The organism is Streptomyces sp. rh34 (assembly GCF_002551245.1).
Taxonomy (GTDB): Bacteria; Actinomycetota; Actinomycetes; order Streptomycetales; family Streptomycetaceae; genus Streptomyces.
This window is the reverse complement of the sequence record NZ_NTGZ01000024.1, coordinates 1-15178: the sequence shown is the minus strand read 5'-3', so window position 1 is coordinate 15178 and position 15178 is coordinate 1. Positions and strand designations below refer to the sequence as shown.

General features: G+C 71.6%; 12 protein-coding genes. 3 read left to right on the top strand and 9 right to left on the bottom strand.

The window, feature by feature from the left end:
* Positions 1 to 109 precede the first annotated feature (109 nt).
* Positions 110 to 694 (top strand): flavoprotein, encoded by a 585-nt coding sequence (locus tag CR470_RS07935; RefSeq protein ID WP_097866852.1) that lies wholly within the window; start codon positions 110 to 112, stop codon positions 692 to 694.
* A gap of 64 nt (positions 695 to 758) precedes the next feature.
* Here CR470_RS07935 and CR470_RS07930 read toward each other — a convergent pair whose 3' ends face one another.
* The 9 genes from CR470_RS07930 to CR470_RS07890 form a co-directional block, all read right to left on the bottom strand.
* Positions 759 to 1166 (bottom strand): RidA family protein, encoded by a 408-nt coding sequence (locus CR470_RS07930; RefSeq protein ID WP_097866851.1) that lies wholly within the window; start codon positions 1164 to 1166, stop codon positions 759 to 761.
* A 110-nt stretch (positions 1167 to 1276) separates the two neighbouring features.
* Complete coding sequence (locus CR470_RS07925; protein WP_097866850.1) at positions 1277 to 2734, bottom strand: NAD(P)/FAD-dependent oxidoreductase; 1458 nt, start codon at positions 2732 to 2734, stop codon at positions 1277 to 1279.
* A gap of 111 nt (positions 2735 to 2845) precedes the next feature.
* Positions 2846 to 3595, bottom strand: coding sequence for a methyltransferase (locus CR470_RS07920; RefSeq protein ID WP_097866849.1), 750 nt, complete (start codon positions 3593 to 3595; stop codon positions 2846 to 2848).
* Positions 3596 to 3725: 130 nt separating this feature from the next.
* Positions 3726 to 4952, bottom strand: coding sequence for a Cmx/CmrA family chloramphenicol efflux MFS transporter (locus tag CR470_RS07915; protein WP_097866848.1), 1227 nt, complete (start codon positions 4950 to 4952; stop codon positions 3726 to 3728).
* Positions 4953 to 5323: 371 nt separating this feature from the next.
* On the bottom strand, positions 5324 to 5788 hold the full coding sequence (locus tag CR470_RS07910) for a group II truncated hemoglobin (RefSeq protein ID WP_097866847.1): 465 nt from the start codon (positions 5786 to 5788) through the stop codon (positions 5324 to 5326).
* A 103-nt stretch (positions 5789 to 5891) separates the two neighbouring features.
* On the bottom strand, positions 5892 to 6719 hold the full coding sequence (locus CR470_RS07905; RefSeq protein WP_097866846.1) for an AfsR/SARP family transcriptional regulator: 828 nt from the start codon (positions 6717 to 6719) through the stop codon (positions 5892 to 5894).
* A 331-nt stretch (positions 6720 to 7050) separates the two neighbouring features.
* Complete coding sequence (locus CR470_RS07900) at positions 7051 to 7941, bottom strand: class I SAM-dependent methyltransferase (RefSeq protein ID WP_097866874.1); 891 nt, start codon at positions 7939 to 7941, stop codon at positions 7051 to 7053.
* A gap of 163 nt (positions 7942 to 8104) precedes the next feature.
* Positions 8105 to 8848 carry a thioesterase II family protein gene (locus CR470_RS07895; RefSeq protein ID WP_097866845.1) on the bottom strand — a complete coding sequence of 248 codons (744 nt, stop codon included), beginning with the start codon at positions 8846 to 8848 and terminating at the stop codon, positions 8105 to 8107.
* Positions 8845 to 9411, bottom strand: a complete 567-nt coding sequence (locus CR470_RS07890) for a hypothetical protein (RefSeq protein WP_097866844.1) — start codon at positions 9409 to 9411, stop codon at positions 8845 to 8847. The genes CR470_RS07895 and CR470_RS07890 overlap by 4 nt, the downstream gene beginning before the upstream one ends.
* A 535-nt stretch (positions 9412 to 9946) precedes the next feature.
* Between CR470_RS07890 and CR470_RS07885 the strand changes: the two genes are divergently transcribed.
* Both CR470_RS07885 and CR470_RS07880 read left to right on the top strand, forming a co-directional pair.
* Positions 9947 to 12751: a helix-turn-helix transcriptional regulator gene (locus CR470_RS07885; RefSeq protein WP_179892180.1), complete on the top strand. Its 2805-nt coding sequence runs from the start codon at positions 9947 to 9949 to the stop codon at positions 12749 to 12751.
* A 393-nt stretch (positions 12752 to 13144) separates the two neighbouring features.
* Positions 13145 to 15178, top strand: a 2034-nt coding sequence (locus CR470_RS07880; protein ID WP_097866873.1) for a sensor histidine kinase, incomplete at its 3' end; no start/stop codon positions are given.

Here is a 15178-nt window from a genome sequence, read left to right as displayed (position 1 = left end):
ACCGTAGGATTTGGCCCGCGCTCGACCGCCGCTGGACCGGCGGCGTACTTCCCGCGTCCGGCCCGGTAGGGCCCATTGACCGACGGGAACACGACGACATCATCGAAGCATGAGAACTCAGGAATCCCCGGGAACAGCCGGGAAACGCATACTCGTCGGTGGCACCGGATCCATCGCGGTGTCCCGCCTTCCTTCGTACGTCGGAACGATGCGCCGGGAGATCGCGGGCAGCACGTTCACGGTTCTGCTGACGCACACCGCGGCGTCGTTCATTTCCCCCGAGAGCGTGGCGCTGTTCGCCGAGCGGGTGGTGAGCGGCGAATCCCCGGCGGACTGGCCGACCGACAAGCCGTCCCGGCTCGCCGCCGACCACGACGTGCTGGTGGTTCTGCCGGCCACCGCGCACACGCTCGCCGCGGCCGCGGGAGGAGCGGCGCCCAACCGTCTGATGACGGTCGCGCTGTCGGTGGACTGCCCGGTCGTCTACTTCCCGGTGATGGGGGCCCGGATGTGGGAGAAGCCGGCCGTCCAGCGGAACATCGCCCGGATCCGCGAGGACGGGGGGCTCGTCAACGAGCCGGAGTGGCACGACGGTTTCGACCCGACCACGGGGACCGCCAGCCACCACCCCGATCTGCCGTCACCGGAGTCGGTGGCCGCGGTGGTCCAGGACCTCCTCGCCAAGCGGCACTGACCCGCACAGCCGTACGGCCCCGCCGGATCGGATCCGGCGGGGCCGTACGGCTGTGCGGGCATCGTCAGGAGGCGATGGCGGTCGCCTCGATCTCGATGAGGAAGTCGGGTTCGGCGAGCGTGGCCACCCCGACCAGGGTGGTGGGCCGGATGACGTCGGCGCCCAGCTTGGCCGCCGCGCGCTCGGCGCCCGCGGTGACGGCTTCCCACTTGTCCAGCGACCAGTCCACGACGTACACGGTCAGGCGGAGGACGTCGTCGAACGTGGCGCCGGCCGCGGCGAGACCGGTGGCGATGTTGAGGTAGACCTGCTCGGTCTGGGCCGCGAGGTCTCCCAGGCCCACCGGCTCACCCTCGGCGGTACGCGGCGTCTGACCGCTGAGGAACACCACCCGGGTGCCGGTGCCGACGGCCAGCTGCCGCCATCCGAAGGGCTTCGGGAGGCCGGGTGGGTCGATCGCTTCTACTGCCATGGCGTGTCCTTGTCTCGGAGTGCCGCGCGGGCGGCGTACCTGCACCCGCCCGCGCGGCGGTCATCGGTGCGAGGGGCGGCGCGGGGCGCGGTGGGACGCGCCCCGCCCGGTCAGCTGTACTCGCGGCAGGTCGCGTAGTACTTGCGCAGCAGGCTGACGACCTCGGGGTCGAAGCGGGAGGCGAAGAGCAGCTCGGCCGGCGGCGTGTACTCGGGGTCCAGCTCGTTGGCCCAGGCGAGGGTGGCCGGCCGCAGGTCCATCTCGATCCACTGGTGCCACTCGACGGGGATCGTCCAGTCCTGTTCGTAGCCGATGCCCATCTGGTGGTCGATGAGGAGATCCACGATCTCCTGGCGGGACCCCGCCTGGATGGGCTGACGGAGCGGGGCGAACCGGTCCAGGTCGGCCCGCGGCTGCTCGCCCAGGATCCGGGCGGCGAAGTCCTGGGCCAGCAGCGGTGAGAGGTGCAGCCCGTCACGGTAGGTGCCCGTCATGATCCACAGGCCCTGCATGCCGCCTTCGCCGAGGAGCGGGAACCCGTCCATCGACACGGGCCGGTTGCCCACCTGGACCTTGGTGACGTCGCTGTTCCAGAGGCTGCGGCGGACCTGGCGGTGGGCGCACTGGAGGAGGAAGACCAGGTCGCGCATCTCGGCGGTGTCGCGAGGCTCCACGGAGATGACGTTGGTGGCGCCGAGGTAGACATGCCCGTCACCGCGGGGGACGACGTGGAGTCCGCAGGCGAAGGAGCGGTTCGGGGTCCGGATGACGCTGTCCGGCGTGCTTCCGTCCACGGACTTGACCAGGGCCGAGACACCGTAGCCGCTGACCAGTCGGGGGATGCGCGGGCCGACGGGCAGGCTGTCGAGCAGTTCCTGGGTACGCGCGCCCGCGGCCAGCGTCACCTGGTCGGCGGCCATCGTCCTGCCGGAGGAGGTGACGACTCCGGTCACCCGCTCGCCCCGGTACTCGACGCGGGTGGCGGACTCGGGGACGAGGACGGCCCCGGCCCGGACGGCCGCGGACTCCAGCCGCTCCAGGAGGGCGGCGGCGTCGACCGCGTGCTCCCCCGGTATGTGGAAGGCCTTGAGCGGGCGGGAGATCGGCTCGGCGTCCACCCAGTCGAGGTCGGCGGGCTCGACGTCCTCGAAGGGCTCCGAGTAGCGGGTGAGCTCGGCGCGGATGGCGTTGTAGTTGGCGTCGTCGATCTCGGCCGTGCCGATGGTGTTGAGGACGACGGTGGTGCCTTCGGCGGTCTTGACGCCGGCACCCTCGGTCCCGTCCTCCAGCTCCGCCAGCCACTGGGGCCACACCTTGGTGGCCTCCATGCCGAGCTCCAGCTTGGCGCGGCCGTGCTCGGTGGCCAGCAGCGAGGTGGTGACCTCACCGAAACAGCCGAGCATGGCGCCGGCCGCGGCCGAACCGGCCCAGGGGCGGTTCGGCTCGCCGAGCACCGCGACGCGCTTACCCCGCTGTGCCAGGACCCAGGCGAGCGAGAGCCCGAGGACTCCGTTGCCGGCGATGACGACATCGAAGCCGGTGCTGTTCGTGTTCCCGTTGGCGCTCATGACATTCCCATCCTCCGGGGCGCTCGTGTCGCCCAGTCGTGAATCGAATTAGTCGGAACCGGTGGCCCTGGCTCGAAACAGGGAATGGTCGGCCGGGCCTGGAACAGAAGGTCAGCTGCGCTGGAACTCGTACATCGTGAAGTCCATGTCCACGATTCCGCGCTCGTTGGTGTGGGCCGCGACGACCGGGGAGTCGCCGAATTCCGCGGCGGGCAGCTCGACGGACTCGCTGCGGTACCGGTGGCCCGCGAAACCCGCTTCCGCGGCGGCCCGCAGCATCTTCTCCTTGTTGCCCATCGCCTCGCTGGTGCCCAGATAGACCCGCCCGTCCGCCGCCAGGTGCGGCACCACGTCACGGAAGAACCTGTGGACCATCTCGTACCCGGGGTCGAAGACCGCGCGCTCCATCTGCCCGGCGTAGGGGCGGTTCTCGGGCGCCTCGATGAAGGGGGTGTTCCAGAAGACGAGGTCGAACGGCTCGGCGGGCTCCAAGGCGTCGAAGAGATCGCTGGTCAGTGCTGTGATCCGGTCGGACACCCCGTGTCGGGCGGCATTGCGCAGGGTGTTCTCCGCCGCCGCCGGGTTGATGTCCAGGGCCACCACGTGCTTGCTGCCGCGCTGGGCGGCGAGCACCGAGGCGACGCCCGCGCCGCAGCCCATCTCCAGGAAACGGCCGTCGCTCGCGTACGGCACCCAGGAGGCGAACAGGCCGGGCCCCGGGTCCGTGTAGGGGGGAAACACCTCCGGGAGCAGGTCCCATTCCATGTCCAGCAGCGAGAAGGTCGTCTGCGTCGGACGGTCCGGGCTCTGGATCTGTGACACCACCCAATTTCCTAATTCGTAACCGAGCTTGTTGTCCATGTGGTCCTCCCTCAAGGGGAGCCGCAGAGAAACCCTCTCGGTATTTCCCTGCGGCTCCTGGCGATGGAAAGCTGCCGGCGGAGCGGGACGTGCCACGCCGGACGGGGAAGCGACGAGCTCGGAGCGGGGGTCAGTTCTCGCCGGTCGCGGCGCTCCGAGCCCGGTTGCGGGCCATCGTCCGGTCCATCAGGACGACCGGGATGGTGATGGCGGCCAGAACGGCGCCCAGCCAGGGGATCGACGTCAGACCGGCGCCGGCCCCCAGTGCGATGCCCGCGATGACGGGGACGATGCTGATGCCGAGCTGGAACATGGAGACGGCGGTGGCCCCGGCAAGGGTGGGCGCCTCTGCCGCCACGGTGAACACCCGCCCGTAGATGGCCGGGTTGAGCACGAATCCGGCGACGCCCAGGAGCAGGACGAGGACGACGACGGAGATGGCCGACTCGGCGAGCAGGGCGAGCAGGATGGACGTGACGAGGATCCCGCCGGCGCCGATCAGCAGCGCGTGGTGTGGTCGTCCATCGGCGATCCTGCCACCGACGGAGATGCCGACGAAGGCGCCGACGCCGAACAGGACGAGGATCGGGGGCACCCAGACGGAGTCGATTCCGGTGGTGTCCGTCAGGAACGCCGCGAGGTAGTTGTAGGTGATCATGTAGGCGGCCGTGCTGAGCAGGGTGGCCGCGTACACCACCCACAACTGCGGCTGACGCATCGTGCGCAGTTCCCGCCGCACGCTGGGTTCCTCGGCGGCGCGGGTCGCGGGTACGGCGATGGCGGTCGAGATCGCGCCGATCAGGGTCAGGACGACCACTGCCCAGAACCCGCCCCGCCAGCCGGTGAAGTGGCTGAGCAGCGCGCCGGCCGGACCGCCGCCGACCATGGCGATGCTGAGCCCGCTGACGACCACGCCGGAGGCCCGCGCGGTGCGGTCCGGGGTGACGAGTCCGATCGCGGTGACCGCGGCGACCGCCCAGAACCCGGCGTAGGCCAGGCCGGCCAGGAAGCGGGTGACCATCAGCACGGTGAAGTTGTCCGTCAGGATGCCGATGCCCACGGCGAGGGCGAACACCACTTGCGAGACCACCAGGGTGGTCCGCCGCGGCCAGCGCAGGGTCAGCACGGCGAGCGGCGGGCCACCGATCACCACGCCGATGGCGAACGCGGAGATCAGCGCACCGGCGGAGGACAGGGAGATGTTCAGGTCGTCGGCGATGTCCGGCAGGACACCGGCGAGCAGGAATTCGGCGCTGCCCATGGCGAACAGGCTGAACGCGAGCAGGTACACCGCGAACGGCAGTCTGTTGCTCGCCTTGCCGGACGCGGCCTCGTGGACGTCTGTCTCGACGCTCATCGGCTGCCACCTCCCGACAGCTCAGAGGCCGACTGCCGGGGGGACCGCGGGGGACGCTGGGAACGCGGGTGCGCGATGACATCGCGCACCGGCCCAGGACTGGTCAAACGCATGGGCGAACTCCTTGCTCGGATGGTTCGGGGACGAATCAGGGCGGGTGCGCGCCGAGCTGCCAGGTGGCGGGAGTACGGCGCCGGACCCCGTCGGTGGACGCCCTGGTGGCACGGGCGCCTCGGCGACCGGCTGGATCGTGGCGGTCACCGCTGGTCCCCATGCTGGAACCGAGCGTGGCGAGCGGGCAACTTTTGTTGCCGATTCCGGGACGCCGGGCGGGGGCCCGGCCGGGCTGCCCGCGGGGGCCCGCCACCCGGTCAGTCATCGCCCGGCTGGGCCTCGCCCCAGCCCCACTTCTTGATGGTCGTACGGCTCGTGGGCCCTACGCCCGGCTGCGAGTTGGCCATCGCGCGGCGCGACCCGAACTCGATGTAGCCGACGAAGGCCGAGCGGAACTCCGCGTCCTGGGGAAGGCCCACGGCGTCCATGGCCTCCAGCATCAGCTCCACCCAACGCGCCCGCTGCTCCGGCTTGACGGCCCGGCCGCGGTGCTGGCGGACCATGTGGGGGTAGCCCCCGTGGTCCTCGGTGTAGCGCTCGGGGCCGCCGAGCACCTCGCCGATGAAGGTGGCGACGTGCTGCGGGTGGTCGTCCGCCATGTGCTGGAAGAGCGGGGCGAGCAGCTCGTCCTTGCGGACGCGCCGGTAGAAGTCCTCCGTGAGCCGTTCCAGCGCCTCGGCGCCGCCGGCCCATTCGTAGAGGGTGGGTGTCTGGTCCGTCACTGTGTCACCTTTCGCTCGGCCGTCCTGGGCGGAGGCGCGGGTGTCCCTGTGTCCGTGCGTGCTCGGTGTTCTCGCGAAGCCGTCGTCCGGGGCCGGGGTGTGCTCAGGACGCGTACAGATCGAAGGTCGGGGTGGGCCGGCCGCCCTGGGCGACGGTGTCCAGCCGGGGATCGACCGAGAGCATCGCCTGGTGCAGCCGCTGGAGTTGGGGAGCGGGCTCGAGGCCCAGCTCCTCGATCAACCGCCGGCGCAGGCCGCGGTACAGGTCGAGTGCGGCGCACTGCCGACCGGAGCGGTAGAACGCCACCATGGCCTGGGCGTGCAACCGCTCGTCGTTGAGGTGATGCCCGGTCAGCCGGACGAGTTCGGGCAGGAGTTCTCCGTGCCGGCCGAGGCGCAGCTCGGCGTCGATCCGGCGTTCGGTCGCGAGCAGTCGGCTCTCCTCGAGGCCGGCGGCCTCGATCCGCAGCGGCGCTCCCACCCGTACGTCCGCCAGCGCCGGCCCCCGCCACGACGCCAGGGCCCGGCGCAGCAGCCGGGACGCGAGCTCGCTGTCGCCTTCCGCGAAGGCGGCGTGGCCCGCCTGGGCCGCCCGCCGGAACGCGAAGGCGTCCACGTCCTCCTCGGCGATCCGCAGCAGATAGCCTCCCTGCCCGGTGACGAGCAGCCTCCGTGCTCGGGCCGGTCCGTCAGGACCGTCGAGGGCGGCGGCCAGGGTGCGGCGCAGCCTCAGGATGTACGTCTGGAAGGTGGCGTGCGCGCTGCGCGGCGGTACGGTCCCCCACAGCTCCTTCCGCAGGGTGGTCACCGGGACGAACTGCCCCGGGTGGAGAGCGAGGAGCGCCAGAATCTGCCGCTGCTTCGCCGCCGTGGGGGCGATCGGAACTCCGCCCGCCTCTGCGTGCAGCGGGCCCAGAAGCTGAATCTTCACGCGTCCTCCGTCTCCGGCGTATGCCCCTCCGGCCTCTTGGCCCGGGGAATCGGCTGCTCTGGGAAGGAACGTAGGAGTGCGGGGGTGGGGGGCTCAATACGGTCGCACCGTAGGGCTGACCGAAGAATCTGTGGGGGGTCGCCCTACGGTCGTGCGGATGTCCGCACGTGCGGACATCCGCACGTGCGGACATGCCGGAACGGCCCGCGACGGGAACACCGCGGGCCGTTCGAACTTCGGGGACCGTACGCGCGTCGGGAGCCGTGCGAGGGGGGCCGGGCGAGCACGCCGACGGCATCCGGACGGTCTGGTCGGGTCAGGTCAGGTCAGGTCAGGTACGGTCCCGGCACAGGCGGGCGGTGTGCACGGTGATCGCCGTGAGGTAGAAGACGTCGGGACGCCACAGGACGCCGGTTTCGGCCTCGGCGTCCACGAGTTGTTCCAAAGTCAGCCGGTCGACGGGGTCGAGCCGTTCGCCGAGCTCGGTGAGTGTGCGCTGCAGGCGGGCCTGCAGATGGCGGCGCACGGCCAGGTCCAGCGGAGCGGGGAAGTCTATCAGGAAGGTGCGGGTGCCAGCGGGAACGAGCCCGGCGGAGGCCAGCAGGCACGGCCAGTCCTCGGCCACGGAGATGGCGTCCGGCAGACCGGCCCGGGTGTCGGCGAACTGCGCTTCGAGGGCGACGTCCAGGCGTGCCTGGAGCCCGGCTCGGCCGATGCCTATGTCACGGGGCAGGAAGCGTGGCGGCAGCCCCCGTTCGGCGACGGCGAGCATCCCGCCGGGCCGCAGTGCGGACGCCAGGCTCCGCAGGGCCTGCTGCTGGTCGCCCAGATGACGGCACACATTGCCGGTCCAGATCAGGTCGGCCGGTCCCAGCCTGCCGAACTCATCGGGCCGTTCGGCCCGCCTGGTCGTGATCCGTCCGGTCAGCCCGCGCTCCGCGGCACGGGCCCGGGCCCGGGAGAGCAGCGCGGGCGACCGGTCCACGGCGACGACGTCCGCCCGGGGGAAGACCTCGGCCAGGACGCAGGAGGCCGCCCCGGGCCCACTGCCCACGTCGAGGACACGGCGGATCGTCGCCGCACTCCGCTGCTCGGGTCCGAGGACGCCGCTCAGCCAGTGCGCCGCGTCCGTCAGAAAGCCGGAGTGCGGTTCCGCCTCGTGCTCCGGCGCAGCGCCGAGGGCCTCGTCGTCGAGGCCCTCGGTGCGGTCTGTGGGTGTCATACGGTCACCTCCGGCGGCCAGCATGGGGGCGCCGTGCATCCCGGACAACTCTTGTTGCCGATTCAGCAACCGGTCCGGGCGCCCCCCGCGGCGCCCGCCGCGGGCTCGTGCGACCGGTCCCACGAGGCCGGTCGCACGAGGCCGGAGCGCGGCCGGCGCCCTGTCAGTACGCGGCCGCGTACCGGCTGCGGCGCACGGCTGCCGGGCGGATCAAGTCCCGTGCGAAGGTGCCCAGGAGCTCTTCCCGGGCGGTGAGCGGAAAGTAGTGGTCGCCGGGGAACACCGCCACCCGCAGCGCGCGCCGGCTGCACCGGCCCCAGCCGGCCAGGTCCGCCCCCGAGACGCTCCGGTCCTGCCGCCCGCGCATCGCCGTGACCGGGCAGTGCACCACGTGGCGCGGGTCGCGTCGGTACGCCTCCATGACGGCGAGGTCCGCGCGGAGCGTGGTCAGTGTCCCGGCCGCGCGCCGCGGACTCCGCCCGACCGGCGGCATCCGGCCCCGGTCGCGGAGCCTGCGGATCATGGCCGCGTCCGGCAGATGGCCGACCGCCCGCTCGGGCGCGGGCCGGTGCGGCACGCCGGAGCCCGACACGTACAGCCGCTCGGCGGCCGCGTCGTGCTCCCATTCGAGCCGCGCCGCTATCTCGTACGCGAGGAGGGCGCCGAAGCCATGCCCGTACAGCGCGAAGGGCCGGTCGCACATGCGGGCCACGTACGGGATGATCTCGGCCAGCAGCGGCTCCAGGTCGCCGCAGGGGCGGGTCCGCGGGTGGCGGCCTCGTCCGGGCAGTTCCACCGGGGTGACCACCACCGAGGGGCCGATGGCCTCGGCCCACGGCAGGTACACGCCCGCCGAGACGCCCTCGAAGGGGAGACAGAACAGCCGCACCGAAGTGTCGCCGGTCATCGGCCCACCGTCCCCACGAGTCGGCCGACCGCGCCGGGCCGGGTGTCGGCGCTTCGCGGGGCAGCACCGCTCAGCAGTGCCCCGTACGCCTCGGTGGCCGCGTCCAGGAGGCGGAGCCCCGCCCGTCGGCCCATCAGTTCCCGGGCGTACCGCCAGGCGAAGGTCCAGGTCCGGTCGGAACGCCGGATCAGCGTGGCGCACATCAACGGCGCCCGGTCGAGCGGGAGTCCGATGGCCGACTCCCGGGCCAGCCGTTCGCGGAGACGGGCGTCCTGCACCTCCGGGCGGGTGGCACGCCAGTCCACGGTGTGCAGGTGGAAGCGGGCGTCCGCCCGGACCGTACGGCGCAGTCCGCCGTCCGGCGTCCGGAACAGGGCGGTGCGGCACAGCGGCGTGTCGTCCAGGACGGCCTGCCAGGCCTGCTCGTACACCAGGGGCAGAACGCGGTTCAGGGACAGCACGAATCTCTCCGTGCGGTCCACGTCGGACGGGGTGTTCGGCCGAGGCCGCCGGGTCGGGTGGATCGCCCTCGACGGCCGTTGCTCCTCACTGATCACGGTCACGCGGGCACCGATCCCTCCATCAGGTTTTCGCCATTAGGCCGCGGCTGAATACGTCGGACGCCATGAGGTGATTTCCACATGGATCACAGGCCACCGCAGCGGTGCCTGCAGAACGTACCTGTGCGGTACCTGCGCACATCAATACGGTGGCACCGAAGCAATGGCCGAAGAAATACGCTCCCGACCCTTCGGTCGGATGCAGTCATACAAATTGGATGCCCGACCGTGCTAGCGTCGGCACTCATCAGAGGTGTACGTCGTTCACCGGCGATCGGGGGATCGAAGTGGGGGCCCGGGCTTCCTCCACACCGTCGAAAGATGCCCTTTCCATAAGGGAGTCGACAGCTTTTCTCATGCTCGGCGAACGACCCTCACGGTGCTGGTTCCGCATGTACTCGAGACATCGGCCGGCCTGCCACCCCATCCCGATGAAGAGCGCACCCACGCCGGTCGGCAAGCGGACGAGAGCATGCTGCTCGCCGAACCGGACATCACGTCCGAGGCGATTCACTCTTCAGATAAGAGGTGCAGGACCGTGCCGCAGGAACTGTTCGGCAGGAGCGAGGAATCGAAGATCGTCGCGGAGATGCTCGAGTCCGCGAAAGGCGGGGTGGGCTCGGTCGCGCTGGTTGAGGGCATCATCGGCACGGGCAAGACCTCCTTCCTGCGCTGGGCCGAACAGACCGCCCGGGAGCAGGGCATGGTCATCCTCTCCGCCACGGCCTCCCCCACCGAACAGCACTTCTCACTGGGCGTCGTGCACCAGCTCCTCGGCACGCTCCCCGAGACCGCGCAGGGGTGGGAAGACGCCTTCGCGTCGGGCGGGGCCCTTTCCGAGGGCGGTCCGGACATACCGGACTACGCGCTGCTCGCGGAATTGTGCGCCGGCCTGGGGAGGGCCGCGCGGCGCGCCCCCATCCTGCTCACGGTCGACTGCGTCCAGCACGCCGACAGCAGGTCCCTGCTCTGGCTGGGCTTCCTCGGCCGCCGTCTGGACAACCTCCCCGTCGTCCTGCTCGCCACCAAACGCTGCGGGGAACCGGCGCTCGACCAGCACCTCCTGGTCGAGATCATGGAGGGCGTCCGCCCCGACCGGCACATCCACCTGCACGACCTCAGCCCGAGCGCCGCCCTGGACCTGGCCGCCACGCTCCGCGGTCAGGACCACGGGTCCGTGGCCGCACTGGTCGCCGACACGGGCGGCAACCCGTACCTGCTGACCGAGCAGTTACGCACCGCGCCGACGCGCCCCGCCGGCAGGAGCCCGGCGGACCCGTCGGGCGAGGGGCTGCGCCCGGGGGCGGTAAAGGAACGGATCCTGTGTCTGCTCAGGCGGCTCGGCCCGCACGGCCTGGCCATCGCCAGGGCGGCCAGCATCCTCAGAGCTCCTCTGGATCCCGCCATCCTCGCCGCTCTCTGCGGCGTGCCCACGGAGGACGCCTGTCACACCCTCACCCGGCTCACCGAGTCGGGGCTGCTGTGCGCCGAGAGGATGACGTTCCGACATCCCGTGCTCGCCGGACTCCTCTACGAGGACATCCCGTGCGCCGACCGTGGGGAACTCCACCGCCTCGCCGCCTGCTTCATGCGCCGCCACGGCGCTTCCCGCGAGGACATCGCCGCCCATCTGCTGCACTCCCACCACCTGGACGAGCCGTGGATGGTCCGTCTGCTCCTCGACGTCGCCCAGGGAATGGTGGGCCGCGACCCCGCTGGGGCCCGGCGCCTGATCGACAAGGCCGTCCTGCACGGCGTGCCGGAGGAGCACGCCGCTCACGCGGAAGCGCTACGGATCCAGACACTCACCGCCCTGGACCTGCCCGCCTCCGCCCGCGCGCTCACGGCACACGCGGCCGGGGCCTGCGACCCCGCCGAGCGGTTCCGGGAGGCGTTGCGGCTGTCGGACATCCACCTCCGGCTGGACGATCCCGCCTGCGCCCGCCAGGCTCTGGAGCAAGCCCTGCGGGCGAGCGGCACGCCGGACCCCGCCACCGCCGCGCGGCTGCGCGAGCGGTTCACCCGCATCCGGATCCACGAGGGCACCTACCGGCACGGGGACGGGGTGGAGGACCGGCTGGAGCGGGTGCTGCTGCTGCGTACGGCCACCGGGGACTCGGCGGCGGCGGTACGGCGGATCGCCGACCGCATCCTGACCGTGCCGCGCACCCCGTACGGCTCGACCACCTGGTACCACGCGCTCCTCGCCCAGCTCTGGGCGGGCGACGTGGACGAGGCCGGGCGGCACATGGACACCGAGGTGCGGCTCGCGCACGCCGAGGGCACCGCGACGAGGATCGCCGATGCCCATGCCGTACGCGGCCTGGTGCAGCTGCACCGGGGCCAGCTCGCGGAGGCCGAGCGCGACGCCCGCAAGGCGCTCGAACTGCTCACTTCGATACACGCCGACAAGTACCACGTCGGGGCGCTCACCCGGAGCGTCCTCATCGACGTGGCTCTGGAGAGGGGCGACCTCGCCGTGGCCGGCGCTCTGCTCGACGAGGCCCCGATGCTCCTCGGGGAACAACCCGGCACCTGGTGGCGGCTGCATCTCCTGCACAGCGCCGGGCGGGCCCTGGGCAGGATGGGTCAGGCGCAACAAGGCCTCACGCTGCTCGCCCGCTGCGGGGAGGAGCTGACCCGCCGGGGCATCGTCAACCCGGCGATCCTGCCCTGGCTCTCCAGCTTGTCCACCCTCCGGCTGTCCCTCCGCAATGTGGCCGCGGCCCGCAGCGCGGCCCGGGAGGAGACCGAACGGGCCCGCCGCTGGGGCGCTCCCCTGGCACTGGGCCGGGCCCTGACCGCCCAGGCCTCGGCCGGTTCGGGAAGCGAGGCGCTCCAGCTCGCCGAGCGGGCCGTGGAGCTTCTCGAACCGACCCCGGCTCCGCTGGTCTTCGCCCACGCCCTGTTCGCGGCGGGGAGTGCCCAGCGGCGGAGCGGCAAGGTTCGGCGTACCCGCGAGTTGCTTCACCGGGCCAACGAGGTCGCCATCTCGCTCGGCGCCGACGGTCTGGTGGAGGCGGTGCAGCAGGAGTTGCGGCACGCGGGCGGGCGGCCCGACCCGCGCAAGGACTCCACGGAGTCGCTGCTCACTCCGACCGAACGGCAGGTCTCCGAGCTGGCCGCCCGGGGCCTGAGCAACCGCGGCATCGCCCAGCTCCTGAAGGTGAGCCTGCGGAACGTCGAGTCCCATCTCACACACTCCTACCGGAAGTTGCGCATCAACGGCCGGCACGAACTGGCCAAGTTCTTTCCGGCGGACGCGGCTCCCGCCCCGGCCACGGTGCTGCTCCACCAGCCTCGGTCCACGCTCACTCCGCAGCAGCGCCTGCGGACCGGTTGACCGGCGGCGCCTCCACAGCCCTGAGGCGCTTGCCGGACTTCATGGTCAGCGGGGGCGGCTGCGGGCGTGCCCGTCGGGCTGCCCCGCCCCCGCCGGCCGCCCGGCTCCCCAGCCATTCCGGGCACGGTCAAGAACCTTTGGTTTGTGCTCACTTGTGAGCGAAGTCGGAGCACCTCCGTGCGATCCGTGCGCAGATTTTCGCGGATTCACCCATCGGGAGGCGCGCACTACGGCATAGGATCATGCCGCGCGCCCCTGGGGCCTCTTCTGTCCCACCAGCATCACACCCCCCAGCGGCACGCCCTCACCGACACCCCCCCACCATCCGTTAACAGGTACAGGTATCTGCGTGTCACCGATACTCAAGCCCGGTTCCGGCGACGGAGCCGCGCAGTGAAAATCAATCGTCGCCTCGTACTCCTCGTCACCGCGCCGCTCACCGTGGCCGTCGCCTTCTCGGTGCTGGCCCTCGCACCCGAGACCAACCAGGCGCTCCAGGCGGACCGGCTGACCTCTATGGTCGAAGCAGCCGACGGGGCGAGCGAGTTGGCCAGCCGGTTGCAGCGTGAGCGGGCGGCGGCCACCGCCCTGGTCTCCGAGCAGGGAGACGCGGAGGCCTTCCGGTTACGTGCGAACGCGACCGACGAGAGCATCGCCGGATTCCGCAGCCGGACCAAGGGGCTCTCCGCGGTACCCGGCAGCGCACAGCGCGCTCTGGACCGTATCGAGCGGTTCGTCGAAGAGATGCCCGGTCTGCGCGCCCAGGTGCGCTCGGGAAGCAGCACCGTCTCCGCCCTCGCGTTCGGCTATCGCATCGTGATCGCCGACCTCAACAGCTACCGCGACGGCATCGCGCAGGCGGATGGCGTGGACGCCGACATCGCGGACCGGATCCGTGCCGCCGCCGCGCTGTCCGAGGCCGCCGAGCACACGGCCCAGCAGCAGGTCACCGTCATGAGGGCGCAGGCCGCGGGCGGCTTCACCACCGCCTCGCAGCGGACCTTCGACGCCGGCCGGATGGGCTACACCGAGTCGACCGGCGTCATGTTCGACCTCGGACCGGGCGAATGGCGGACCTGGCTGGAGCGCACCCTCTCCGGGGCGAAGGCGCTGGAGGCGCGACGGCTCGAGGACGAGATCGGGCGTACGGGCACCGGCAAGGACCTCACGGTCACCCCGGAGGAATGGCAGAAGGCCTCCGACGACCGTCAGGAGCTGCTGCGTTCGGTCGAGAAACGGGTCGACGCGGCCGTCCTCGCCCAGGTCTCCGACGTACGCGCTACCCTCATCTGGACGGCCGGCGCGGAGGTCGCGCTGGTGGTGCTGACGCTGGTCGGCGTCGTCGTCGTCGCGATCCGTCTGGGCCGCGTCATGGTTCGCCGGCTGCGCGATCTGCGCAACGCCGCGCACGAGGTCGCCCACTCCGGACTGCCCGCCGTGATGAGCGAGCTGTCCCAGCCCGGCGCACTGCGCGGCGCGACTCCCGAGGAGGTGGCCCGGCGGACCGGCGACCCGGTCAGGACCACGGGCGAGGACGAGATCGGCGAGGTCGGTGAGGCGTTCAACGCCGTCCACCACGAAGCCGTCCGCCTTGCGGCCCAACAGGCTTATATCCATGAACAGCTGGCTGAGACGCTGGTCGGCGTCGCACGCCGGGGAGCACGGTTGACCGCTGTCATGGTGTCCGAGCTGGACACGGTGCAGCGCGACGAGGCCGACCCCGTGCGGATGAAGACTCTCTTCGCTCTCGACCACCTCGCCATCCGCATGGAACGCAACACGAACAACCTTCTGGTGCTGGGCGGTTACGGGAACGCCCGGGTGCGCTCGGCCGACGTGGGGTGCTCCACCGTCATCGTGGCCGCCGCCCAGCAGATCGAGCGGTTCGACCGCGTCTCCCTCGGTGTGATCGAGTCGGGGATCGGTGTCACCGCCCGCGCCGTGCACGACGTGGCGCACATCCTGGCGGAACTGCTCGACAACGCGACCCGGTACTCGCCCCCGGACAAGCAGGTCGGGGTCGCCGTCTGGCGGCTGGCGGACCGGGCCGTCATACAGATCGTCGACGAGGGCGTGGGCATCACGGCGGAACGCCGCGCGGTCCACAACGCCGCGTTGCTCGAACCGCAGGCGGGCATCGGCGACGTACGGTCCATGGGTCTGCACGTGGTGGCGCGGCTCGCCGCGCGCCACGGCATCGTCGTCGAACTGCGCGACTCCTCCGGCCCCGGCACGATCGCCGAGGTCACGCTGCCCGCGAAGGTGCTGGCACTGGACCTGAAGGAAGACCACGGGCCGACGCCGGGCGCGCTCGGCAACGATGTCGGCTACGAGGCGCCCCGGCCGATCACGCCGCCGGGGCCGGGGGGCCGCCGGCAGCCGGCCGGAGCGAACGCGCGCCCCGGCCACGACAGCACTCCGGTCGCT